This window comes from Enterobacter sp. Cy-643 (genome assembly GCF_011752815.1).
In the GTDB taxonomy this organism is placed as follows: domain Bacteria; phylum Pseudomonadota; class Gammaproteobacteria; order Enterobacterales; family Enterobacteriaceae; genus Cedecea.
The window spans coordinates 528,998-553,119 of the sequence record NZ_VWWV01000001.1 but is presented as its reverse complement, the minus strand read 5'-3'; the positions used below and the strand labels follow the sequence as shown (position 1 = coordinate 553,119).

The following is a 24,122-nucleotide window of genomic DNA, read 5'->3' as shown; positions in this document are numbered from 1 at the left end:
GCATTGCCTGTAGAAAGTGATATCCGGCAGCGTTTTTTCTATAAATATCAGAATCGTTGCCAAACATTGATACGATTTTTGAATATAGAAAGACGTAAAAGTGTTGTAAAGAAAATTGACTTTACTCTATGAGCCTTTTGCCGCCCCGGCGGGAAGGAGAAATAGCGGCCAATCACACCAAAGCCGCTATTTCTTTGGTAATAACAAAATCTTAGAACTTCGCGCTGATCCCCACGTTGTAGCTGGTCTGGTTCCCGTCGCTTAAGCCTGCCGTTTGTGCCACCGCCGCGAATGCGGACACGGTATTTGAGAGCGGCATATCTGCCCCGATGGCGATATCGGCCCAGTTTTTATCCAGCTGTTCACCACTGCGGCTGAAGGTCAGCGCCGTGGATTTTAGGCCGCCGTTCGCCCGATAGCTGTCATCGCCGAACTGATGGCGATAGCTTGCCTGCGCCCAGGGATTAATGACGCCCAGCTTCGTGTCCACGCGCCAGCCCGCGCTGCCGATTTGCGAATGGCCGTTCTGGTCGCCGAAACGCATAGCCGTGCTGCTGCTGCCGGTTTCGCTGTAGCCGTTTACGTGGCTGTAATCCCAGGCGTACTGCAGCACCGGCCCCGTGGTTAGCCAGGTCGTGACGGGGATATCGTAGCCAGCCGTCAATCGCGCGCCATACAGCCTGCCGTCTGTGTCGCCTTTTTCCGTGCGGGTAAGCTGCCCCAGGGTGATATCGCGCTGAATATTGGTGAAGTCGGCAGAGAGATAATGCACGTCCCCGTTCAGCCAGGCCTGGCCCGCGCGAAGCTGGCCAAAGAGCGCCGCCTGAAAACCTCGGGTATCGTAGCGGTAGCCGTCGTCCGGGCGCTGATTGTCCAGCGAACCGGCGATCAGCCCGCCCAGCACCACGTTTTCGTTCAGCTGATAGTCGAGGCCGACGGTCAGGTTATTGGTGTTACCTTTACCATCACCGGTTTCGCGATTGCCGCTGTACCGCTGGTAGCCGCCGCTGTAGCCGCCAAACACGCCCAGCGAACCTGCGGCGTTATCGCCCTGGCGCAGCTGCTGATAGCGGCTGTCGAGCGTGGCCCGGCTGCCGCGCACCATTGCCTGCGTGCCCTGGTTCAGGCGAGTGACCTGGACGGGCGCGACGATAATCGACTCAATGTACTGGGCAATGATGCTGTGAACCTGCGGGCTCGGGTGGAAATGATCGGCAAACAGATAATCCTGCGCGGCGTTAAATCCCGGCGTAGAGCTGGTGCAGTCGGTCGCCGCCACGCCCGGCGGGCAGGCCATCCCGGCGGTGTTTGTCAGACCGAAGGCCTGAGGGTTAGCCAGAATCTCCTGGAAGACGCCGTTGATATCCGCCCGGGCGATATTCCCCCCGTGCTGCAACAGGGCCTGATCTTCGGCGCTGTTGTAGAACGTGGTAAGCAACGCGGCCTGCTGCACGGCCCGATCGTAGGCGGCTATCAGCTGCGCGGCGACCCCTTGCTGAACAAGCGGATTGGCACTGACAACGGCAGCCGCCGCCTGCAGCGCCTGATGAATCGCCTGCTGACGACTCGCCAGATCGGGCGTTTGTGCCGCATCCAAAGACGCATAGGCAGCCTGAATCGCAGGCGTGGCCGCCGCGCCCAGCCCGGCGCTGAGTACCAGTTCCATTAGCGTTGGTGTGGCGCCGATATTCGGAACGTTCGGCACCACCACCAGCCCGGCGCCCGCATCAAGCAAAGCCCCCACCTGAGCGGCAGCGTTGGCTGCGCTGTTGGCCGCGATCCCCTGCGCCAGCGCCGGCTGAGTGGCCGCGGCGGCAAGATCGTTGCCACCAATCCAGTGAATGTATAAGCCGTTGCCATCCGCCCGCCCGCCGGTCTGGCTCAGGTAGCGCTGAACCTGGCTTTGCGTATTATCGGCCGGATTAAGCGCGGGCACAGCGGTGCCCCCGCCTGCGGCATAGTTGCTCCCACCTTCGCGGGAAGGCGTCAGCGTCAGGCCATAATGTGCGGCGAGCTGCTCGTCATAGAGCTTGTTCTGGCTACTGTTCCAGGTCCACCGCCCGTTGTTGCCGGTATCGCTGAGGCTGTCGCCAAAAACGGTGAGGGAGTCAAAGGCAAATGCAGATGAGGTGAAGCCCACAGCGGCGGCCAGCATACTGAATTTGAATGCTTTTTGTTTGCTTATCATCAGTTCTTCCTTGCAAGGTTTTTTATTAGCCACAATGACTATAGCCAATGGCGGTTGACGCGCAGGTCGAGCGTAAAGAAGAAACGTGACAACGTGATGTAACGCATGTCCGACCACGCCTGAAAGGTTTTTACCGATCCCGGGCATGCCGTCAGGCGGCGTTTTCTGCCATACTAGGCCCTTATTTTGCCCCTGCCCCAGGAGTCATGAATGGAATTTACCGCCGGGCTGATCCCGCTTGAAACCGCACTTGAACAGATGCTGTCCCGTATTCATCCGCTGTCCGAAACAGAAACCCTGCCGCTGCTGCTGGCCACGGGCCGCGTCACGGCAGCCCCGGTGATCTCGCCGCTGGATGTCCCCGGTTTTGATAACTCAGCGATGGACGGCTACGCGGTGCGGCTGACGGATATCAAAGCCGGGGGCGCGCTGCCCGTCGCCGGGAAAGCGTTTGCCGGACAACCTTTTAGCGGTGAATGGCCAGCGGGCACCTGCGTGCGCATCATGACCGGCGCGCCGATCCCTGCCGGAGCTGAAGCCGTTGTGATGCAGGAAGAGACGGAAGTCACCGAAAGCGGCGTGCGTTTTAACGCCGCCGTAAAGAACGGCCAGAATATTCGCCGTCGCGGCGAGGATATCCATCAGGGCGCCAGCGTACTGGCCGCAGGCGTGAAGCTGACCGCCGCCGAACTGCCGCTGATTGCCTCTCTGGGCATCCCGGAAGTTAAGGTCTACCGCAGAGTACGTGCGGCGGTGTTCTCCACCGGCGACGAACTTCAGCTTCCGGGTCAGCCTCTGGCCGAAGGCCAAATCTACGATACCAACCGCCTGGCGGTGCATATCATGCTGGAGCAGCTGGGCTGCGAAGTGATTGATCTCGGCATCGTTCGGGACGACCAGGCGGCCCTTCGCGCGGTGTTTAACGAAGCGGACAGCCGGGCGGATGTGGTGATAAGCAGCGGCGGCGTTTCCGTAGGCGAAGCCGATTACACCAAACAAATTCTCGAAGAGCTGGGTGAGGTGGGCTTCTGGAAGCTGGCTATCAAACCCGGTAAGCCGTTTGCCTTTGGACGCCTGAAAAACAGCTGGTTCTGCGGTCTGCCGGGCAACCCGGTTTCCGCCGCCCTGACGTTTTATCAGCTCGTGCAGCCGCTGCTGGCGAAGCTAAGTGGGCAAATCGCCAGCCCTCTGCCGCCGCGCATGCGCGTTCGCACCGTCGGCAAGCTGAAGAAATCCCCTGGCCGCCTCGACTTCCAGCGCGGCATTCTGCGCCGCAATGAACAGGGTGATCTGGAGGTGTTAAGCACCGGACATCAGGGATCGCATATTTTCAGCTCCTTTAGCCAGGCCAACTGTTTTGTGGTGCTGGAGCGCGAACGCGGCAACGTAGAGGCCGGTGAATGGGTTGAGGTCGAACCGTTTAATCCGCTGTTCGGAGGCTGAAATGATCGAGCTTAGCGACGAGGAAATGCTGCGCTACAACCGCCAGATTGTGCTGCGCGGCTTTGACTTTGAGGGCCAGGAAAAGCTGAAAGCTTCGCGAGTGCTCATCGTCGGACTGGGCGGGCTGGGCTGCGCGGCGGCACAGTATCTGGCGGCCGCGGGCGTGGGCCAGCTCACGCTGCTCGATTTCGATACCGTTTCGCTCTCAAACCTCCAGCGGCAAACGCTGCACAGCGATGCCACAATTGGCAAACCGAAGGTGGATTCCGCGCGGGATTCGCTGGCGGCGATGAATCCGCATATCCAACTCGACACCGTCAATGCGATGCTCGAATACCCTCAGCTTTCCGGGCTAATCGCCCGCCACGATGTGGTGCTGGACTGCACGGATAACGTGGCAATACGCAACCAGCTCAATCGCGGCTGCCATCAGCATAAGATCCCGCTGGTGTCCGGGGCGGCCATTCGCATGGAAGGCCAGATTAGCGTCTTCACCTATCGGGATGATGAACCTTGCTACCGCTGCCTGAGCCGTCTGTTTGGCGAAAGTACGCTGAGCTGCGTGGAGGCTGGCGTTATGGCGCCGCTGGTGGGGATTATCGGCTCGCTGGAAGCCATGGAGGCCATCAAGCTGCTGGCAAACTACGGCACCCCGGCGACCGGGAAGATTGTGCTTTACGACGCCATGTCCTGCCAGTTCAGAGAGATGAAGCTGGCGCGTAACCCGCAGTGCGAAGTTTGCGGATAGAAACATAAACGGGGATATTGCTATCCCCGTGATTTTTAGACCGCCAGATCGGTGAGCATCACTTTGGCGATTTCGAAGTAAATCAGCAGCCCGGTTCCGTCGATTAAGGTCGTGATAAACGGCGCCGACACCACGGCCGGATCGATATTCACCTTACGCAGCAGCATCGGAATAATGGATGAAACAATCGCGCTCCAGACGGTGATGGCGATGAGCGTCAGGCTGACCACCATCATCACTTCCATACCCACGCCCAGCATCCAGGCCCGAATAAACCCGGCGGTGCCAATGGTTAAGGCAATGAGCACCGAAGCCGAAATCTCCTTGCGCAAAATAGCGCCCAAATCCTTTAGCCCCACTTCGCCGAGCGCCATCGCCCTGACCAGCGTCGAGGTAATTTGTGTGCCGGTATTGCCGCCGGTGCCTATCAGTAGCGGGATAAAGAATGCCAGCGCAATCGCGGCTTCAAGCTGATCTTCAAACGATTTAATCACCGAGCTGGTGTAAGCCTCGGCCACAAACAGCAGCAGCAGCCAGACCGATCTTTTACGCCACAGCGTAAAGACGCTGCTTTGCAGATAGGGGGTTTCCAGCGGCGACGATGCGCCCTGCAGCTGGCTGTCGAGCGTGTTTTCGTCCTCAAGCAGCTGAGCGATTTCCTGCGGGCCCAGCACGCCTTTCAGCTTACCGTAGCTCAATACAGGGATATAGTTTGCGCCCGCCTTTTTAATGTCCACGCAGGCTTCATGCCGCGTTTTTTCCGGCGTTAATGAGAACGCCACGGGCCGCATCAGGTCACTGAGTAGCGCCTCTTTGTCGGCCTGCAGCAGCGATTTCACCGGCACGAGGCCAAACAGATGAGCATCGTCGTCCACCACAAATATCTGCGACGGGATCTGCTCATTTTTAATGCCCGAACAGAACAACGCCTGCGCATCCTGCACCGAAGTGCCCGGCGGTAAAGCGATGTAATCCTGGCTCAGGTAAGCCAGCACGGTGTTTTGTGAGTCTGAGGATGGCAGTTTGACGGACACGGCCAGTGAAGCGCGGGAGTGCGCTGAGGTATTAGTTGAAAAGGTCATGATTTTTCCCCGGTTACTGTTTTAAAAATAAACAGTCCTCATCCTGGGGCGAAGCAAGATATGAGAGTGCTGACGCTATCTCCATGTCTCGGTTTTAGCACTGCACAACGTATCCCCTAAAGCGGGGGAAGTTACCTGGGGTTATACCTTCGCTCGATATAACCTGTCCTAATCTTGGGCGTCTCTCGACGTCGTCAGATCAGCAACCTATGTTTGTACAGGAGCCTCGCCTAACGAGATACTGCAAGTCTTCCGCGGCCTATAGTAGGGATTTAAACGTCGGGCGCAAGGCAAAGAGCCTGCGCTGTTTAGGGTTTATTTATGCTTTTTTTCTGCTCAGTCGTAGAGTTTATCGCTGGTTACCGCCGGGCCTCCTTTTCCCGTTCCCATTCGCCGCACTGAGGCCTGCACCTTCAGCATACCGGCCAGGAGAATATTCACCACCGGCGCTTCCGGGCGCATCAGGCGCCGCTGCAGCAGCTGAACCGCCTCCTCACCGAGTTCATCCCTGGGAACATGAACCGAGGTTAAAGGCACATCATGAATTTCGGCCAGGTTAAAGCCGTCGATGCTCATCACCGACATGTCCTGCGGCACGCGCACTCCTGCTTTTTGTAGGGCGCTAACGGCGCCTGCTGCCATAAAGTCACCGCCGACTAGCAGCGCGCTTGGCCACGCCGGCCGGGGCGTAGCAGCCAAATAGCCGCTGATTAAAGCTTCACTCTCTTTGGCACCGAAGCTTTGGGCGATTAACAAATGCCGGGTTTCATCAAACGACAAATTACGGCAATCCCACGCATCCCGAATGCCGGCCAGGCGCTGTTCCATGGTGTAGCGACGCAGGCACATCAACGTCAGCACCCCTTTATGCCCCATATCGAACAGATAGTTTGCGGCAAAGCGACCGGTCATCAGGTGATCCGGCGCCACGCCTGAAAGACGCATTTTGCGATCCTGACAGTTGATTAACACGCAGGGCTTGCCCAGATCCGCCGCCAGATCGTGAATATGCGTATCATCAATCCCCAACAGAATGGCCGCTTCGGTTTCCGGCTCGTTCATCTTGCTGAGAAACAGCCCGGTATCGCTGTCATTCTCTTCCAGCGCGCAGAAACGCAGCCTGGCGTCGTGGGGCACCAGCGCCTTGCCGATCCCCTGCATCACCCGATAGTAAAAAACGTCCAGCCGCTCATCAAACGCCCGGCGAGGCGCAAAGACCACCAGACTGTTGACCAATAATCTGCCGGCGGCAATGCCCTGCAATACCCCCTTCGCTTTGGCGCAGGCCAGCACCTGCTGACGAGCCGATTCGCTGGTGTTCCCCTTGCCCGCCAGCACGCGGGAAACGGTGCTTATCGACAGCCCCGTTTGTGCGGCAATTTCGGTGATTTTTAGCGTTTTACTCATTTTGTGATCGACGCCCGTTTGTGAAATGAAAAAATTTTCATCGCTGCAGATACGCCATAGTGCCGGAGATTTAGCGTTATTTCTCCGCGTCGGATCGAGGTAGTGAAAATATTTGCAGAAATTGCGCTATTGGTTGGCTGATAACTCAATTACGCTCCGATTTGTTGACCAATAAAGTTATCGATTAAAAAGACAATCAAATTAAAAACATATAAATCAATAAATTAAATCATATTCATCGCCAAAAACAGTGGCATACCAATTCTGCTTATTACCCTACAAGGTGGAGTGAACTATGAGTCATGGCATCGACCAACCGATAACCGCCGTTAAGACAGGACGCGTTTTCCGGCATCTGCGCTGGTGGGTTCTGGTTCTGTTCTTACTTGGCGTTACCGTGAACTACATCACGCGTAATGCGCTGGGGATCCTGGCGCCTGAGCTGAAAACGTCTCTCGGGATTACCACCGAGCAATACTCCTGGATAGTCGGCGCTTTTCAGCTGGCCTATACCCTGTTCCAGCCCCTCTGCGGCTGGCTGATAGACGTGATTGGTCTGAAAATCGGCTTTCTGATCTGCGCCAGCATCTGGGCGGTGATGTGCATGCTCCATGCCGGCGCAGGAAGCTGGCTACAGCTGGCAATTTTGCGCTTTATGATGGGCGGAGCCGAGGCCGCAGCTACGCCCGCCAACGCCAAAACGCTGGGAGAATGGTTCCCGAAAAAAGAGCGCCCGATTGCCGCAGGCTGGGCAGGAGTGGGCTTTTCCATCGGCGCAATGCTGGCTCCGCCGATTATCTATTTTGCCCACAGTTTTTTTGGCTGGCAGGGTGCGTTTATGTTCAGCGGCGCGCTGGCGCTGGGATGGGTCGTACTGTGGTGGCTGTTTTACCACAACCCGGAGCAGCACCCGAACCTGAGCAAGGAAGAGCTGGCGTTTATCAAGCAGGATAACGAGCCGCCCGCCGTGAAACTGCCGTTTTTCACCGCCCTGAAAACCGTCTCCAAAAATAAACGTTTTTACGGCATTGCGATTCCGGCCTTTATGGCAGAGCCCGCCTGGGCGGTGCTGAGCTTCTGGGTTCCGCTTTATCTGGCTAACGAACGCGGCATGGACCTCAAACAGATTGCTATGTTCGCCTGGCTGCCGTTCCTCGCTGCCGATATCGGCAGCATTGCCAGCGGCTATCTGACCAAAGTTTACGTCCGTATTTTTGGCTGCTCGCGCACCAATTCCGTGGTGGCGAGTTCGGTGACCGGCGCTTTCCTGATGCTTTCTCTGGCGCTGGTCGCCGTCACCAAAGATCCCTGGATTGCCATCCTGCTTATCTCCATCGGCGGCTTCGGGCACCAGATTATCTCCTGCATGCTCAGCGCGCTGGTGGTGGACTCGTTTGATAAAGGCCAGATGGCCACCGTCAACGGCATGCGCGGTTCGGCGGCCTGGATTGCCAGCTTTATCTTCTCCCTGGTCATCGGCGTGACCGCCGACAAGATTGGCTTCAACCCGCTGTTTATCGCCATGGGCTTTTTTGATCTGATCGGCGCGGTGTTCCTGGTGGCGTTTATCGCCGAACGCCGCACAAAACGCACCTGAATGGATGGTCTCTCATGAAAACACTTAAGAACTGGACGCTCGCCGGCCAGAATGACAGCCAGGTTATCCTGACCCTCGACGGCAAGCATTCGCTGCACCTGTATGTGCTGGAAGATAAGCTGTTTCGCGTGCTGATCAAGCGGCAGCATAGCCTGGCGTTGGATCGCACCTGGAGCATTGCCCCGCAGCAGGATGTTCCGTGGCAGGGGCGCGACCGCGAAAGCCTCGCCGGGTTTACCCTGCCCGGCTTCACGCTGGAACAGCAGGCTGATTGCCTGATTATCAGTACCGAGAGCCTGCGCGTGACCGTGCACCAGCCGCTTTATCTGGCGTGGGAATACAAATCCGTTCAGGGCGAATGGCTGCCCCTCGCCTGCGATCGCCCCACCAGCGCCTATCAGCTTAACGCCCACGGCGATGGCGTGGCCCACTATCAGCGGCGCTTTGCCGGGGAGCGCTTTTACGGGCTGGGTGAGAAAGCCGGGCCGCTTAACCGCACCGGCAGGCGCTATGAGATGCGTAATCTGGACGCAATGGGCTATAACGCGGTGTCGACCGACCCGCTTTACAAGCATATTCCCTTCACTATTACGTGCCGGGACGACGTGAGCTTTGGCCTGTTCTATGACAACCTGAGCAGCTGCTGGCTGGATCTGGGCAACGAGATAGACAACTATCATCTGGCCTACCGCCGCTGGCAGGCCGAAGCCGGTGACCTGGACTATTACCTGTTTCTCGGCCCGCGCGTGCTGGACGTCACCAAAGCCTTCGTGCGCCTGACCGGAAAAACCTTCTTCGGGCCAAAATGGAGCCTTGGCTACAGTGGCTCAACGATGCATTACACCGACGCGCCCGACGCCCAAAATCAGCTGATGCACTTTATCCGGCTGAGCCAACAGCACGCGATTCCGTGCGACTCTTTCCAGCTGTCGTCGGGCTACACCTCCATCAATAACAAACGCTACGTGTTTAACTGGAATTATGAAAAAGTGCCGCAGCCAAAGGTGATGAGCGAGGCGTTTATGGCGGCGGGTATCCGTCTTGCGGCCAACATCAAGCCTTGTCTGCTGCAGGATCATCCGCGTTATGAGGAGGTTGCCACGGCCGGGCTGTTTATCAAAGATTCGGAATCCGATGCGCCAGAACGCTCCAGCTTCTGGGACGATGAAGGCTCTCATCTGGACTTCACCAACCCGGCCACGGTGACGTGGTGGCAGGCTGGCGTCACCACGCAGCTGCTGGAAATGGGTATTGGCTCCACCTGGAATGACAACAACGAATACGAAGTGTGGGACGGGGAAGCGCGCTGCCACGGTTTTGGCCAACCGATAGCCATCAAACATATTCGCCCGGTCATGCCGCTGCTGATGATGCGAGCCTCAATGGAGGCTCAGCAGAAATTCGCCCCGGACAAGCGCCCGTATCTGATTTCCCGCTCCGGCTGCGCCGGGATGCAGCGCTACGTTCAGACATGGAGCGGTGACAATCGCACCAGCTGGGATACGCTACGCTATAACACACGAATGGGCGTCGGCATGAGCCTGTCCGGCCTGTTTAACGTCGGGCATGACGTCGGCGGTTTTTCAGGCGATAAACCTGACGCCGAGCTTTTCGTGCGCTGGGTTCAGAACGGCGTGATGCACCCGCGCTTTACCATCCATTCATGGAATGATGACCATACCGTGAACGAGCCCTGGATGTATCCGGCGGTCACGCCGGCCATCCGCAGCGCCATTGAGCTGCGCTATCGCCTGCTGCCCTATTTCTACACGCTGCTGTGGCAGGCGCATGCGGATGACGAACCCATGCTGCGGCCGACCTTCCTTGACCATGAACATGACGTGAAAACCTTTGACGAATGCGATGAGTTCCTGCTGGGCCGGGATCTTCTGGTGGCAAGCGTGGTCGAGCCGGGACAGCGCGAGCGCGCTTTATGGCTGCCGGCCAATGAGCACGGCTGGTACGATTATGACAGCGGCCAGTGGTTTAGCGGCGGCCAGACCATCACCCTGCCCGCCCCGCTTGAGCGTTTGCCATTGCTGGTTCGCGCCGGTGCGGCGCTGCCCCACAGCGAGCGCATCAGCTACGTTTCCCCACAGGACGATACCGTTCGTCAGCTGAAAATTTACCCGCTGCAGGGCGCTGGGGTTTCCCACGGCATGCTGTTTGAGGATGACGGAGAATCCTGGGGTTATAGAGACGGTAACGCGCTCTGGCTTAGCTGGGAAATAACCTGTTCGGCTGAAGCAATTAACGTGGTCTTTAGCCGTAAGGGGGATTATTTGCCCGCGTGGCGCGAGATTAGGCTGTCTTTGCCTGAGGGAGAAAAACGTCGACTGCTGGTGAACGGCGTGGAATGTGAGGTGTGGGGGCTATAGTTGCCCCTCACCCCGACCCTCTCCCCAAAGGGGCGAGGGAGAAAAAATATGAGGTTTACCCCCTCAGCTGTAACGCGGGGGAAAACCGCAGGAGGTAAATACTTCAATCTGTCCCCTCTCCCTTCCAGGGAGAGGGTTAAGGTGAGGGTGAAATTACCCGTCGATCCCTTTGCTGCGCAGGTAATCTTCGTAGCCACCGGTGAAGTCAATCACGCGCTCTGGGGTAATTTCCAGTACGCGGGTTGCCAGCGAGCTAACAAACTCACGGTCGTGGGAAACGAAAATCAGCGTCCCTTGATACATCTCCAGCGCCATGTTCAGCGACTCGATGGATTCCATATCCAGGTGGTTCGTCGGTTCGTCCATGATCAGGATGTTGGGTTTTTCCATCATCAGCTTGCCGAACAGCATACGGCCCTTCTCGCCCCCGGAGAGGACTTTAGCTGGCTTTTTAATATCGTCCTGGCTGAACAGCAGACGGCCCAGAATGCTGCGCACCGCCTGCTCGTCGTCGCCTTCCTGCTTCCACTGGCTCATCCAGTCGAACACGGTCAGATCGTTTTCGAACTCGTATTCATGATCCTGAGCGTAGTAGCCAATCTGAGCATTTTCAGACCACTTCACGCTGCCGTTCTCCGGGGTCAGTTCGCCGACCAGGGTTTTCAGCATAGTGGATTTACCCACGCCGTTGGCGCCCAGAATGGCAATCTTTTCGCCCACTTCCAGCAGCAGGTTGAAGTTTTTAAACAGCGGGCCGTTCTCAAACCCTTTAGTCACGGCTTCAACTTCAAGGGCGTTACGGAACAGTTTCTTATCCTGCTCGAAGCGAATGAACGGGTTCTGACGGCTGGACGCCTTCACTTCATCCAGCTTGATTTTATCAATCTGACGGGCGCGGGAGGTGGCCTGGCGAGATTTGGATGCGTTGGCGCTGAAGCGGCTAACGAAGGATTGCAGATCCGCAATCTGCGCTTTCTTCTTCGCGTTGTCCGCCAGCAGGCGCTCACGAGCCTGAGTTGCCGCCGTCATATACTCGTCGTAGTTGCCCGGATAAACGCGCAGCTCGCCGTAGTCCAGATCGGCCATGTGGGTGCAGACCATGTTCAGGAAGTGACGGTCGTGCGAAATGATGATCATGGTGCTGTCACGTTCGTTCAGCGTCTGCTCCAGCCAGCGGATGGTGTCGATGTCCAGGTTGTTCGTTGGTTCGTCGAGCAGCAGGATGTCCGGGTTAGAGAACAGCGCCTGCGCCAACAGCACGCGCAGTTTCCAGCCTGGAGCGACTTCGCTCATCGGGCCATAGTGCTGCTCCAGCGGAATACCCACGCCCAGCAGCAATTCACCGGCACGCGCTTCTGCGGTGTAGCCGTCCATCTCGCCGTATTTCACTTCGAGGTCGGCAACTTTGTAACCGTCTTCTTCGCTCATGTCCGGCAGAGCGTAAATGCGGTCACGTTCCTGCTTCACTTCCCACAGCTCGCCGTGCCCCATGATAACGGTGTCGAGTACGGTGAATTTTTCGAAGGCGAACTGATCCTGACGCAGCTTACCGATACGCTCGTTTGGGTCGAGAGAAACGTTGCCAAGCGTTGGCTCTAAGTCCCCGCCGAGGATTTTCATGAACGTAGATTTGCCGCTTCCGTTCGCGCCAATCAGGCCGTAACGGTTGCCGCCGCCAAATTTAACGGAGATGTTTTCGAACAGCGGTTTGCTGCCAAACTGCATGGTAACGTTGCTGGATACAAGCACTGGTATGTCCTGGAGAAATAAGTTGTCGAGATTTTGGAATGTGATTTCGGCCACATTATGCCATAACTATGATAAAGGGTCGCCCCGCATCTTCACCGTACAATAGTTAATCAGTGTGAAAAAATTGTGATTTCATCCACATCTGATTTCCCAGATGAATGTAATGCACATATAATGCGCGGCTGAATCGTCCATGAACACTCACTAGCTGGCCCGTCTGGCATAACACTCGCATAACATGACTATGAAATTACGCTCGCTTTTACTGGCTTTTGTGGCTGTCGCGTCTTTCTCTGCTTCCGCCGTGACCTATCCGTTACCCACTAACGGCAGCCGCCTGGTTGGTGAAAACCAGGTTATCACTATTCCTGAAGGCAGCACCGCGCCGCTGGAAGAGTATGCCGCACAGTACCAGATGGGTCTGTCTAACATGCTGGAAGCTAACCCAGGCATTGACCCGTACCTGCCAAAAGCCGGTACCATCCTGAACATCCCTCAGCAGCTGATCCTGCCGGATACCGTGCATGAAGGGATTGTGATCAACAGCGCCGAAATGCGCCTGTACTATTACCCGAAAGGCACCAACACAGTGATCGTGCTGCCAATCGGTATCGGCCAGCTGGGGAAAGATACCCCGATCAACTGGACCACCAAGGTAGAGCGTAAGAAAAATGGTCCAACCTGGACCCCGACGGCAAAAATGCACGCGGAATACGCCGCAGCCGGTACGCCGCTGCCGGCCGTTGTTCCCGCTGGCCCGGACAACCCAATGGGCCTGTACGCGCTGTATATCGGTAACCTGTATGCGATTCACGGCACCAACGCCAACTTCGGTATCGGCCTGCGCGTAAGCCACGGCTGCGTGCGTCTGCGTAACGAAGACATCAAGTTCCTGTTCGACAACGTGCCGGTTGGCACCCGCGTTCAGTTCATTGATGAGCCGGTAAAAGCCACCACCGAGCCAGACGGCAGCCGTTACATCGAAGTTCACAACCCGCTTTCCACCACCGAAGCGCAGTTCAACTCCGATGAAATCGTGCCGATTAAACTGACCAGCAGCGTTCAGCAGGTAACCGCTCAGTCCGACGTTGACACCACCGTTGTTGACCAGGCGATTCAGAACCGTTCCGGGATGCCGGTTCGTCTAAACTAAGTCCAGCAGTTTGCAAAATAGCGGCCTCCGGGCCGCTTTTTTATTGCCCGAAATCCGCCCTACAACCTTCACGCAGGGAATGTTTGTTATGCTGATAATTCATGATGTGATGGATAGCACAATTTTGAGTTTAATTGTATGATGAATGCGTTTCTTAAAGGGTAACCTCCATGCGTAACTCGTTCACGATAATCTGGCAGTATCTTCGCGCTTTTATCTTAATTTACCTGTGCTTATACGCCGGTATTTTTGTCGCCTCTTTACTGCCTATCGTCATTCCCGGCAGCATTATCGGCATGCTGATTTTGTTTGTGCTGCTGTCGCTGCAGATCCTCCCGGCAAAGTGGGTAAAACCCAGCTGCCATTTGCTGATTCGCTATATGGCCCTGCTGTTCGTGCCCATTGGCGTGGGCGTGATGCAGTATTACGACGTGCTGAAAGCCCAGTTTGGTCCGGTGGTGGTGTCCTGTTTGATCAGTACGCTGGTGGTGCTGGTTATCGTGAGCTGGAGCTCGCATCTGGTGCACGGCGAAAGAAAAGTGATTGGTGAAGGCGAGGCAGAGAAAAAATGATGCACTTTATATGGTGGTCTTTACCGTTAACGCTGCTGGTGTTTTTTGCCGCCCGCAAACTGGCCGCCCGGTTGAAATCCCCGCTGCTGAACCCGCTGCTGGTTTGCATGGTGGTGATCATTCCCTTTTTGCTGGTAACCGGCATTCCCTACGACCACTACTTTAAAGGCAGCGAAGTGCTTAACGACCTGCTGCAGCCGGCGGTTGTCGCGCTGGCCTTCCCGCTTTATGAGCAAATTCACCAGATCCGCGCCCGCTGGAAATCCATTATTACCATCTGCTTTATTGGCAGCATGGTGGCGATGTCCACCGGCACATCAATTGCGTTATTGATGGGCGCGTCTCCGGAAATCGCTGCCTCCGTACTGCCGAAATCCGTCACTACGCCGATTGCAATGGCGGTTGGCGGCGGCATTGGCGGTATTCCGGCTATCAGCGCCGTCTGCGTAATCTTCGTCGGTATTCTTGGCGCCGTGTTTGGCCACACGCTGCTGAACATGATGCGCATCAAGACCAAGGCCTCGCGCGGGCTGGCGATGGGCACGGCTTCACATGCGCTGGGCACGGCGCGCTGCGCGGAGCTGGACTTCCAGGAAGGCGCTTTCAGCTCGCTGGCGCTGGTGATTTGCGGGGTCATGACCTCGCTTATCGCCCCATTTTTATTCCCGGTGCTGCTGAAACTATTCGGCTAAAACTTGCGAGAGATCGCGCAATTTCATTTTTGCTTTCATAAGTTGCACAAACAATTAGAAGTAGATCACATATTTGGCCTGTACAGATCCGTAAACTACGTTTCCGTTACCTTTGATGAGGCTTTAACATGCGTTCACGTTTTGATGCCGCCGTTGTGCAACTTCCTTCCGCACTGCAAACCGCTTTGCAGCCCCTGCTTGCAGACGACCACTTCCCGGCGATGTTTACCGCAGCCGAAGTTGAAGCGCTCCAACATCAAACCGGGCTGGGTGATGAAGACCTGGCTTTCGCTCTGCTGCCGCTGGCCGCCGCCTGCGCCCGCGCAGACCTCTCTCATTTTAACGTCGGCGCCGTCGCGCGAGGCGTCAGCGGGAACCTCTATTTTGGCGGTAACATGGAGTTTCTGGGTGCCACCATGCAGCAAACCGTGCACGCCGAACAAAGCGCCATTACCCACGCGTGGATGCGCGGCGAAAAGGGTCTGGTTGATATCACGGTCAACTACACTCCCTGCGGCCACTGCCGTCAGTTTATGAATGAACTGAACAGCGGCACCGCGCTGCGCATTCATTTGCCTGGCCGCAAGCCTTCCACTCTGGGCGAATATCTGCCAGATGCCTTTGGCCCACGCGACCTGGAGATCAAAACGCTGCTGCTGGACGAAGAGAATCATGGCTTCGCGTTGCAGGGGGATGCCCTGACACAGGCGGCAATTGCTGCCGCTAACCGCAGCCACGCGCCCTACAGCAAAGCCCCGGCAGGCGTTGCGCTGGAAATGCTCGACGGGAAAATCTTCACCGGCTGCTATGCGGAAAACGCCGCGTTCAATCCTTCCCTGCCGCCGCTGCAGGCCGCGCTGAACCTGCTTTCTCTGAATGGCTACGACTATCCGCAGATTAAACGCGCCGTGCTGGCAGAAAAATTCAATGCGCCGCTGCTGCAGTGGGATGCCACCTCCGCCACGCTGAAAGCGCTGGGCTGTGAAGCCGTTGAGCGCGTTAACATTGCTCAATAATTCTCCGTTGCGGGTGTACCCACACTCGCATTGTTGAAATTTGCCCCAACTGAACCCGCGTTTCTTGCTCTTGAGGGCCGGGTAAAGTAGCCTTGGATAAAATTTCACCCCGCGAATGAGTCTGCAAGTTCATGTTGAAGCGCGTGTTTTACAGCCTGCTTATTGTTATCGGCTTAATGCTGGCAGCAGCGCTCGGGCTCGATCGCTGGATCAGCTGGAAAACAGCGCCCTACGTCTACGATGAACTGCAAGACTTACCTTACCGACAGGTGGGTGTGGTGCTCGGCACCGCCAAATATTACCGCACCGGCGTCATCAATCAGTATTATCTGTACCGCATTCAGGGCGCGCTGAACGCCTATAACAGCGGCAAGGTCAACTATCTGCTGCTGAGCGGCGATAACGCGCAGCAAAGCTACAACGAGCCGATGACCATGCGCAAAGACCTGATCGCCGGCGGGGTTGATCCGGCAGATATCGTGCTGGACTATGCAGGCTTCCGCACGCTGGATTCCATTGTCCGCACCCGTAAAGTCTTTGATACCAACGATTTCATCATTATCACCCAACGCTTCCACTGCGAGCGTGCGCTGTTCATCGCCCTGCATATGGGCATTCAGGCGCAGTGCTACGCGGTACCTTCCCCCAAAAATATGCTGACCGTGCGTACCCGAGAATTTGCCGCTCGCCTGGGCGCATTAGCCGATCTCTATCTCTTCAAGCGCGAGCCACGTTTCCTTGGCCCGTTAGTCCCTATTCCATCACAGCAGGAAGTCCCGGAGAACGCGCAGGCCTATCCGGCCGTCACGCCGGAACAGCTGTTAGAGATTCAGAGAAAAGAGAAGAAGTGATATCTGCTTTTTGCTGAGCAAAAAAAAGCCCGCACACTGTCTGGCGGGCTTTTTTGCAAACTGCGGAGGTTATTTCTTGCGCGCGTACTTCAGGGAGTCGAGCGCCACGGCGAAGATAATAATGCCGCCCTTGATGATGTACTGCCAGTAAGGGTTCACGCCGATATAGGTCAGGCCGTAGTTGATCACCGTGAAGATAATTACCCCGGTGACCACGCCGACAACCGTCCCCACCCCGCCGCTGAATGACACGCCGCCCACCACGCACGCCGCAATCGCATCCAGTTCGTACATAAAGCCGAGGTTGTTGGTGGCCGAGCCGATACGGCCTGCTTCCAGCATCCCGCCAAAGGCATAGAACACGCCGGACAGGGCATAAATCATGATCAGGTTCAGCGCCACGTTAACGCCGGATACTTTCGCCGCTTCCGGGTTGCCGCCGATAGCGAAGATGTTTTTGCCGAAGCGGGTTTTGTTCCACAGCACCCAGACGAACAGCACCGCAAACAGGGCGTAGAACGTGATGTACGACAGGCGGAAGCTGCCCAGCGCGATAAAGCCCTGCGTGAAGGTAGAGAAGTGTGAGTCAAAACCGGAAATCGGCGACGCGCCTACGAAGTCGTAGTACAGGGAGTTAATCCCGTACACGATGATCATGGTTCCCAGGGTGGTGATAAACGGCGTCACGTTCAGGTAGGCAATAATAATGCCGTTCACCAGACCAATGACCGCGCCCACGGCACAGACTATCAGCAGCACCAGCGGAATCGGCATGGTGTGCATGTCCGGGAACACCTTGTTGACGTTATCCATCGATTGCAAAAGCGTCGCCGCCACAACCGCCGCCAGCCCAACCTGGCGCCCGGCGGAAAGGTCAGTCCCCTGAGTGACAATCAACCCGGCCACGCCCAGCGCGATTATAATGCGCACCGAGGACTGGGTCAGGATGTTACTCAGGTTAAGCAAACTCAAGAAAGTCGGATCCTGGAAAATAATGATTGCCAGCAGCACCAGCAGCACCACGTAGATGCCGCCCTCTTTGAGATAAGTTAGAAAACTCTTCTTATTTAACGCACTCATTTTTAATAGCCCCTAAATCATCACAGGTGCACAGACGCAAGACGGAGGATTTCGTTCTGCGTTGTTGTTTTGGTGTCTACAATTCCGGCCACGAGCCCGTTGCTCATCACCAGAATACGGTCTGTAATCCCTAACAATTCCGGCATCTCGGACGAAATGATAATGATCCCTTTTCCTTTTTTGGCCAGTTCGGCAATCAGCTGATAAATCTCAAACTTAGCGCCAACGTCAATGCCGCGCGTCGGCTCATCCAGCATCAGGATTTCCGGTTGAGTGAGCAGCCAGCGGCCAATGATGACTTTTTGCTGGTTGCCGCCGGACAGCGAGCCGATAGAGGTACGGTGCCCCGGCGTTTTCACGCGCATGGAGTCGATAACCCACTGGGTATCGCTTTTCATACGCGTGTTATCCAGCAGACCGACTTTGTTTTTGTAGTTACGAATATTGGAAATGAGTGAGTTAAAACCGATGTCCAGGTAAGCGTAGATCCCGGTCGAGCGGCGCTCTTCGGTCACCAGCGCAAAACCGTGATTGATCGCTTCGTTCGCGCTGCTGTTATTAATCTTTTTGCCGTGTAGCGTAATGGTTCCGCCAGACTTCTCGCGAATACCAAACAGCGTTTCCACAATGTCGGTACGCTTCGCGCCGACAAGGCCCGCAATGCCGAGGATTTCCCCTTTATGTAGATCAAAGGAGATATCGCGAATAGAAGGCTGGCGCAGCGAGGTCAGGTTGCGTACTTCGAGGATAACTTCGCCCGGCACGTTAGATTTGTCCGGGAAGCGCTGGTTCAGGGAACGCCCCACCATCATGGCGATGATTTTGTCCATATCCAGCCCTTCCAGCGGCTGGGTGGCAATCCACTGCCCGTCGCGCAAAATCGTAATTTCATCGCACAGCTGGAATATTTCTTCCATTTTATGGGAGATATAAACTATTCCGCAGCCGCGATCTTTTAATTTGCGAATAATTTTAAAGAGATGATTAACTTCTTTTTCCGTCAGGGACGACGTTGGCTCATCCATAATAACGATTTTGGCGTTATAGGAAAAAGCCTTGGCGATTTCAATCATCTGCATTTGGGAAACGGACAGCGTACCGACGCGCGCTCGCGGGTCGATATCAATATCCAGCTCATCAAATATCTCTTTGGTGTCGCGGTACATTTTATCCTGATCGACAAACACGCCTTTGGTCGGGTAGCGCCCAAGCCACATGTTGTCCATCACGGTGCGCTGCAGAACCAAGTTAAGCTCCTGATGCACCATAGAAATACCGTTTTCCAGCGCCTCTTTCGTGCTGCTGAAATTCACCTCTTTTCCCTGGAAAAGAATACTGCCGGAATCTTTGCTGTAGATCCCAAAAAGGCATTTCAATAATGTCGATTTGCCCGCACCGTTTTCACCCATCAGGGCGTGAATAGAGTGTGGCCGCACTTTTAAATTAACATTATCCAGTGCCTTAACGCCGGGGAAGGATTTATTAATGCCGGTCATTTCCAGCAAAAACTCCGTCGGCGTAGCTGAGTTATTGTCGACCATAATTATACCTGTGTCGCTGAGTAACCTGCCTGAAGCCGGGCGCAGGTATCTGCGCCCGTGTACAACAAGAAAACGTTATACCCTAAATAATTCGAGTTGCAGGCAGGCAACAAGCTCGAGGATCCCCAGACGCTTACATCAAGTAAGCAACTGGGGTGAGCGAGTGCAGTTCACGCCCTGCGGCTCGAAGTATGACGGGTATTTATTTGCCGATGAACTGTGCGAGATTATCTTTATCCACGCCTACGTAAGGTACGCGTACGATTTTGTTCTCAATTTTCCAGTTAGTGCCTTCGGCGGCAGGTTTACCGTCGGCCAGGTTTTTCGCCAGATCAAAGGTCGCTTTTGCCTGGTTGTTGGCGTCGTTCAGCACGGTACCGGCCATCGCACCGGATTTCACCAGCGCCAGGGCTTCCGGCAGGGCATCTACGCCAAACACTGGAATAGAGGATTTGTTGTGGGCTTTCAGCGCTTCTACCGCACCCATTGCCATCGCATCGTTGTTGGCGATAACCACTTCGATTTTGTTAGCATTCGGGCCAGAGAGCCAGGCGTCCATTTTGTCTTTAGCCTGAGCGGTATCCCACATCGCGGTATCCAGCTGCAGCTGCTGAGTTTTCAGACCTTTGTCGTTCAGCTCTTTGATAACGTAGGTGGTACGCGCTTCGGCATCCGGGTGGCCCGGTTCGCCTTTCAGCAGCACGAACTGGATCTGGCCGTCTTTGTTCAGGTCCCAGGCCGGGTTAGCCGCCCAGTGTTTAGCAATCAGGTCGCCCTGGATGATACCGGACTCTTTGGAGTCGGTCCCGACGTAGTAAGCTTTGTCGTAGCTATCCAGCGCTTTGCGGGAAGGTTCTTTGTTGAAGAACACCACCGGCACGTTTTGCGCGCGCGCTTTTTCGATAACGGTGCCCGCTGCGGCCGGGTCAACCAGGTTGATGGCCAGCGCTTTAACGCCTTTTGCCAGCAGCACGTCGATCTGATCGTTCTGTTTAGACTGGTCGTTCTGGGAGTCGTTCATCAGCAGCTGTACGTCTGGCGACGCTTTAGCATCTTTCTCGATGGCCTTACGAACCACTGACATGAAGTTGTCGTCGTATTTATAAATGGTCACACCAATACGGTCAGCGGCGTTCGCTGCGGCACCAAACAGCATGCAGGACATCACGGCGGACAGGGTCAAAACCTTCTTATTCATGGTATCTCCGGTTTTTATTTTGCAGGGTAGTTCACGTTCGAAACCAGGCAGGACAGTAAGGTTAAAAAAGTTACTGAATGCCGAAGTTATCCTAAAAAAATTGCACTTCCGTGTTCGGTAACAATCCAATACTGCGTTTTTATGAGAGCTTATGGCTTTATCACGATGCTAAAAGTGAGTAGTCACCGTTACATAGTGTTTCAGCTGATAAAACGCTGACATAATAGACAGCACAATGTTAATTAACTGTGAATTTACTCACAGATTGAAACCGGTTACATCTAACTCTTTGGCAGCGGAGTGATCGACGCCACATTTTGCTTCATCGCCACCGAGTGACGGCGAACTAAAGTCGGCATAAAACAGTGCGTTACATCACGATCCAGCTGGCCGGCGGCCCCCTGTAACGCCAGTTCGGTCGCTAAACGCGCCATAGACACCACCGGATAGCGCACGGTTGTTAGCTGCGGGTCGGTATAACGGGCAATAGGAATATCGTCGAAGCCGATGATGGATACATGCTGCGGCACGGCAATGCCGTTGTCTTTCAGCGCCGTTAGCGCGCCGGCGGCCATACTGTCGTTATAGGAAAAGACCGCGCTAAGCTGCAGGTTACGGCCCAGCAGCTCAACCATTGCGGCTTCTCCGCCCTGCATATCCGGCGAGCCCATACCGACCCAGCCCTCCGGCGGCACGATCCCCTGCTCCGCCAGCGCCTGCAGCCAGCCCTGATGCCGCTGGTCGTTGTCTTCGATCTGATGGCTGGAAGCCAAATAGCCGATACGCGAATGGCCCTGGTTAAGCAGCATCCGCGTGGCCATCACCGCCCCGCTGACGTTATCCAGGCAAACACAGCGGTGGGCGTAGCCGGGCACCAGGCGATTGATCAGCACCATGCCGGGAACCTGTTCCAGAAAAGTAGCCAGCTCTTCGTCGCTGAGCGCCTTGGCGTGCACAATCAGCGCGCTGCAGCGCTGACGGATCAGCACCTCAATGGCATGCCGCTCTTTGTCTTCCTGGTGGTAACTGTTACCGATCAGCAAATATTTATTGTGCTGCTGGGCAACGACATCCACGGCTTTGACCAACGCCCCGAAGAAAGGATCGGAGACGTCCATCACGACCACGCCGATGGTGTCGCTCACCTGAGTGGCCAGCGCCTGCGCATTGGCGTTTGGACGGTAGCCCAGCTCAGCAACCGCCTGCATGACGTTTTCGCGCGTTTCCGGGCTGACCAGCACGCTGTTATTTAATACTCGGGATACTGTCGCTACTGAAACCCCGGCGATACGGGCAACGTCACGAATGGTAATCGGCGTTGGGGGAGTCGGTCTCATAGGTGCACCCTGTTTTAGGCAAGGTGGCTATTTTGCGGTGAGTGGGGGGGCGTCCGGCGTGAAGTCGATCACAGTGATGAAAGCGGTTACATACAATTCGTTAACCTTTGTGACGAATATCATTATCTCTGTGCTTTGCGTAAGGCATTCCCTGAAGCGCGGGCGGTTAGCTGCCGCCACAGCCACTCCACCGGCCCCTGGCGGAAATAGCGCAGCCAGAATACCGACAGCAGAATGTTCACCGCCCATACCGCAGGCACAAAAGCCAGCAGCGAGAGACGGTCAAATTTCATATATAAACCAAAGCGATAGAACAAGGTTGTGCAGAGAATTGTTTGCAGCAGGTAATTGGTCAGCGCCATGCGACCGACGCAGGCAATCCAGCCCACCAGCCGGAAGCGGGACAGCTGCGGCCAAAAGCCCCAGGCCAGCGCGGCATAGCCAATAGCCTGAAACGGCGCGCTCAGCTCACGTGGGGCCTGTAACAGCAACGCACACCAGCGGTAATCCCACTTCAGGTGCCACTGGGCCAAAATTGCCGGCAGATTAATGGCCATGCCGAGGGCGATCAAAATGCCGCCGGTTCGCCGGTAATGCTTCAGGCTAAACTCCCCTTTCAGCCAGCCGCTGCGCATCAGTGCCGCACCAATCAGCATCATGCCTGCCAGCTGCCAGCCGTATTGCGCGCCCAGCGCCACCAGGTTCGAAGAGAGTAAATCGGCGCGGTTACTGATAGCTTCCACGCCGCCACCAAGCTTCCACCACCGCTCATATTGCAGGTTGGCGGCATCCGGTACCCAGGAGCGGTTAACGCCGTCACCTGAAATCACGCCCAGCAGCAACAGCACGCCGATGCCGATGAGGTACAGCACGACGCCGGTATTAAACAGCTGCTTTTGCCCCGTGGCGTCACGAATCAACCGCCAGCACACTAGCCCGGTCAGGCCGTAAGCCAGCAGGATGTCGCCGTCCCACAGCAGCAACGCATGCATAAAACCCAGTAACACAAGCAGCGTCAGCCGCGACTGGATCCAGCGTGAGCCGCGAGCCAGCAGCATTTGCAGGCCCGCCCCAAACAGGAGCGCAAAAAGCGTGAGGAATTTAACTTCGGCAAACAGATCCATCCCCGCCCAGGTCCAGGCGTCGCGGGAGGTTATCTCGCCATACCAGGCCGGATTGAGATAAGCCGCCTTCGGCAGGCCAAAGGCGACAATATTGAGCAGCAGAATGCCCAGAATGGCGGTACCGCGGACGAAGTCCAGGGTGACATTTCTCTCCACGGATACCTGCCTGGGGAATTAATTGTGGCGTACTGCGCGCAGGAACTCCTGACGCGTATTCTGGCTGGACTTAAACAGGCCGCCGAGCGAGGTGGTGGTGGTCGCGCTGGTGGCGTCTTTTACCCCACGCGCTTTCACGCAGTAATGCACCGCATCAATCGACACCGCGACGTTATTGGTGCCCAGCAGCGTTTGCAGCGCAATCAGAATCTGCTGGGTCAGACGTTCCTGAACCTGCGGGCGCTGGGCAAAGAACTGCACGATGCGGTTAATCTTGGACAGGCCAATGACGGTATCTTTCGGGATATACGCCACGGTGGCTTTACCGTCGATAGTCACGAAGTGATGTTCACAGGTGCTGGTCAGGGTGATATCACGCACGGTGACCATTTCATCCACCTTCATTTTGTTTTCAATGACGGTGATTTTCGGGAAATTGGCGTAATCCAGGCCGGAGAAAATCTCATCGACATACATTTTGGCGATGCGATGCGGGGTTTCCATCAGGCTGTCGTCACTCAAATCGAGATTAAGCAGCTGCATGATTTCCGTCATATGGGCGGCAATCTGGCTTTTACGGGTTTCATTATCCAGTTCACGTAACGGCGGACGCAGCGGCGTTTCCAGACCGCGCGCAAGCAGCGCCTCATGAACCAGGGCGGCTTCTTTTGAGAGTGATGACATGCTGTTTTCTCCTGCAGGTGTGGCTGACCTCTGCCCTTCATGGGGCAAAGTGTCCGCTTATTGTGCGGCAGCACGTGCTTAGAATCCAGTAGTGCCGGGCATAATTATTGAAATCGAAAATACCGT

Annotated in this window: 19 protein-coding genes and 1 riboswitch; of the genes, 9 read left to right on the top strand and 10 right to left on the bottom strand. The window is 55.9% G+C overall.

From position 1 onward, the window contains the following. Positions 1 to 211 precede the first annotated feature (211 nt). The gene (locus F3J29_RS02565; protein WP_502706552.1) at positions 212 to 2,155 is read right to left on the bottom strand and encodes an autotransporter outer membrane beta-barrel domain-containing protein; all 1,944 of its coding nucleotides are present in this window, start codon (positions 2,153 to 2,155) and stop codon (positions 212 to 214) included. Positions 2,156 to 2,398: 243 nt separating this feature from the next. Here F3J29_RS02565 and moeA point away from each other — a divergent pair, with 243 nt between their 5' ends. Both moeA and moeB read left to right on the top strand, forming a co-directional pair. Beyond that, a complete protein-coding gene (moeA, locus tag F3J29_RS02560; RefSeq protein ID WP_166862752.1) occupies positions 2,399 to 3,631 on the top strand; it encodes a molybdopterin molybdotransferase MoeA in 1,233 nt (410 codons plus the stop codon). 1 nt (position 3,632) lies between these two features. Continuing rightward, entirely contained in the window at positions 3,633 to 4,379 is a 747-nt protein-coding gene (gene moeB / locus F3J29_RS02555) for a molybdopterin-synthase adenylyltransferase MoeB (RefSeq protein ID WP_166862750.1), read from the top strand. A 35-nt stretch (positions 4,380 to 4,414) separates the two neighbouring features. On the opposite strand, the gene F3J29_RS02550 is transcribed toward moeB, so the two are convergent. Both F3J29_RS02550 and F3J29_RS02545 read right to left on the bottom strand, forming a co-directional pair. Continuing rightward, a complete protein-coding gene (locus F3J29_RS02550; protein WP_205246625.1) occupies positions 4,415 to 5,461 on the bottom strand; it encodes a magnesium transporter in 1,047 nt (348 codons plus the stop codon). A gap of 72 nt (positions 5,462 to 5,533) precedes the next feature. Further along, positions 5,534 to 5,706, bottom strand: a riboswitch (M-box (ykoK) riboswitch). Between the two features lie 91 nt (positions 5,707 to 5,797). After that, a complete protein-coding gene (locus F3J29_RS02545; RefSeq protein ID WP_166862748.1) occupies positions 5,798 to 6,868 on the bottom strand; it encodes a LacI family DNA-binding transcriptional regulator in 1,071 nt (356 codons plus the stop codon). 295 nt (positions 6,869 to 7,163) lie between these two features. Here F3J29_RS02545 and F3J29_RS02540 point away from each other — a divergent pair, with 295 nt between their 5' ends. Both F3J29_RS02540 and F3J29_RS02535 read left to right on the top strand, forming a co-directional pair. Further along, on the top strand, positions 7,164 to 8,465 hold the full coding sequence (locus F3J29_RS02540; RefSeq protein WP_166862746.1) for an MFS transporter: 1,302 nt from the start codon (positions 7,164 to 7,166) through the stop codon (positions 8,463 to 8,465). Positions 8,466 to 8,479: 14 nt separating this feature from the next. Further along, entirely contained in the window at positions 8,480 to 10,843 is a 2,364-nt protein-coding gene (locus F3J29_RS02535) for a glycoside hydrolase family 31 protein (protein WP_166862744.1), read from the top strand. 153 nt (positions 10,844 to 10,996) lie between these two features. Here the strand turns inward: F3J29_RS02535 and F3J29_RS02530 are convergent, their stop codons facing one another. Beyond that, positions 10,997 to 12,592: an ABC-F family ATPase gene (locus tag F3J29_RS02530; protein WP_166862742.1), complete on the bottom strand. Its 1,596-nt coding sequence runs from the start codon at positions 12,590 to 12,592 to the stop codon at positions 10,997 to 10,999. Between the two features lie 238 nt (positions 12,593 to 12,830). Here F3J29_RS02530 and ldtB point away from each other — a divergent pair, with 238 nt between their 5' ends. From ldtB to sanA, 5 genes are all read left to right on the top strand, one after another. Further along, positions 12,831 to 13,745, top strand: a complete 915-nt coding sequence (gene ldtB / locus F3J29_RS02525; protein ID WP_039304872.1) for a L,D-transpeptidase — start codon at positions 12,831 to 12,833, stop codon at positions 13,743 to 13,745. Positions 13,746 to 13,915: 170 nt separating this feature from the next. Further along, the gene (locus F3J29_RS02520; RefSeq protein ID WP_166862740.1) at positions 13,916 to 14,317 is read left to right on the top strand and encodes a CidA/LrgA family protein; all 402 of its coding nucleotides are present in this window, start codon (positions 13,916 to 13,918) and stop codon (positions 14,315 to 14,317) included. Further along, entirely contained in the window at positions 14,314 to 15,009 is a 696-nt protein-coding gene (locus F3J29_RS02515) for a CidB/LrgB family autolysis modulator (RefSeq protein ID WP_166862738.1), read from the top strand. The genes F3J29_RS02520 and F3J29_RS02515 overlap by 4 nt, the downstream gene beginning before the upstream one ends. Positions 15,010 to 15,137: 128 nt before the next feature. Further along, on the top strand, positions 15,138 to 16,025 hold the full coding sequence (gene cdd / locus F3J29_RS02510) for a cytidine deaminase (protein ID WP_166862737.1): 888 nt from the start codon (positions 15,138 to 15,140) through the stop codon (positions 16,023 to 16,025). Positions 16,026 to 16,156: 131 nt separating this feature from the next. Beyond that, a complete protein-coding gene (gene sanA / locus F3J29_RS02505; protein ID WP_166862735.1) occupies positions 16,157 to 16,876 on the top strand; it encodes an outer membrane permeability protein SanA in 720 nt (239 codons plus the stop codon). Between the two features lie 69 nt (positions 16,877 to 16,945). Here the strand turns inward: sanA and mglC are convergent, their stop codons facing one another. From mglC to folE, 6 genes are all read right to left on the bottom strand, one after another. Then, complete coding sequence (gene mglC / locus F3J29_RS02500) at positions 16,946 to 17,956, bottom strand: galactose/methyl galactoside ABC transporter permease MglC (RefSeq protein ID WP_008455248.1); 1,011 nt, start codon at positions 17,954 to 17,956, stop codon at positions 16,946 to 16,948. A 20-nt stretch (positions 17,957 to 17,976) separates the two neighbouring features. Continuing rightward, positions 17,977 to 19,497: a galactose/methyl galactoside ABC transporter ATP-binding protein MglA gene (mglA, locus tag F3J29_RS02495; RefSeq protein WP_166862733.1), complete on the bottom strand. Its 1,521-nt coding sequence runs from the start codon at positions 19,495 to 19,497 to the stop codon at positions 17,977 to 17,979. A gap of 202 nt (positions 19,498 to 19,699) precedes the next feature. Continuing rightward, the gene (gene mglB, locus F3J29_RS02490; protein WP_008455250.1) at positions 19,700 to 20,695 is read right to left on the bottom strand and encodes a galactose/glucose ABC transporter substrate-binding protein MglB; all 996 of its coding nucleotides are present in this window, start codon (positions 20,693 to 20,695) and stop codon (positions 19,700 to 19,702) included. Between the two features lie 281 nt (positions 20,696 to 20,976). Continuing rightward, entirely contained in the window at positions 20,977 to 22,032 is a 1,056-nt protein-coding gene (gene galS, locus F3J29_RS02485; protein ID WP_166862731.1) for an HTH-type transcriptional regulator GalS, read from the bottom strand. 122 nt (positions 22,033 to 22,154) lie between these two features. Beyond that, on the bottom strand, positions 22,155 to 23,312 hold the full coding sequence (gene yeiB, locus F3J29_RS02480; protein WP_166862728.1) for a DUF418 domain-containing protein YeiB: 1,158 nt from the start codon (positions 23,310 to 23,312) through the stop codon (positions 22,155 to 22,157). A gap of 18 nt (positions 23,313 to 23,330) precedes the next feature. After that, on the bottom strand, positions 23,331 to 23,996 hold the full coding sequence (gene folE, locus F3J29_RS02475; RefSeq protein ID WP_061277918.1) for a GTP cyclohydrolase I FolE: 666 nt from the start codon (positions 23,994 to 23,996) through the stop codon (positions 23,331 to 23,333). Positions 23,997 to 24,122: the final 126 nt, after the last annotated feature.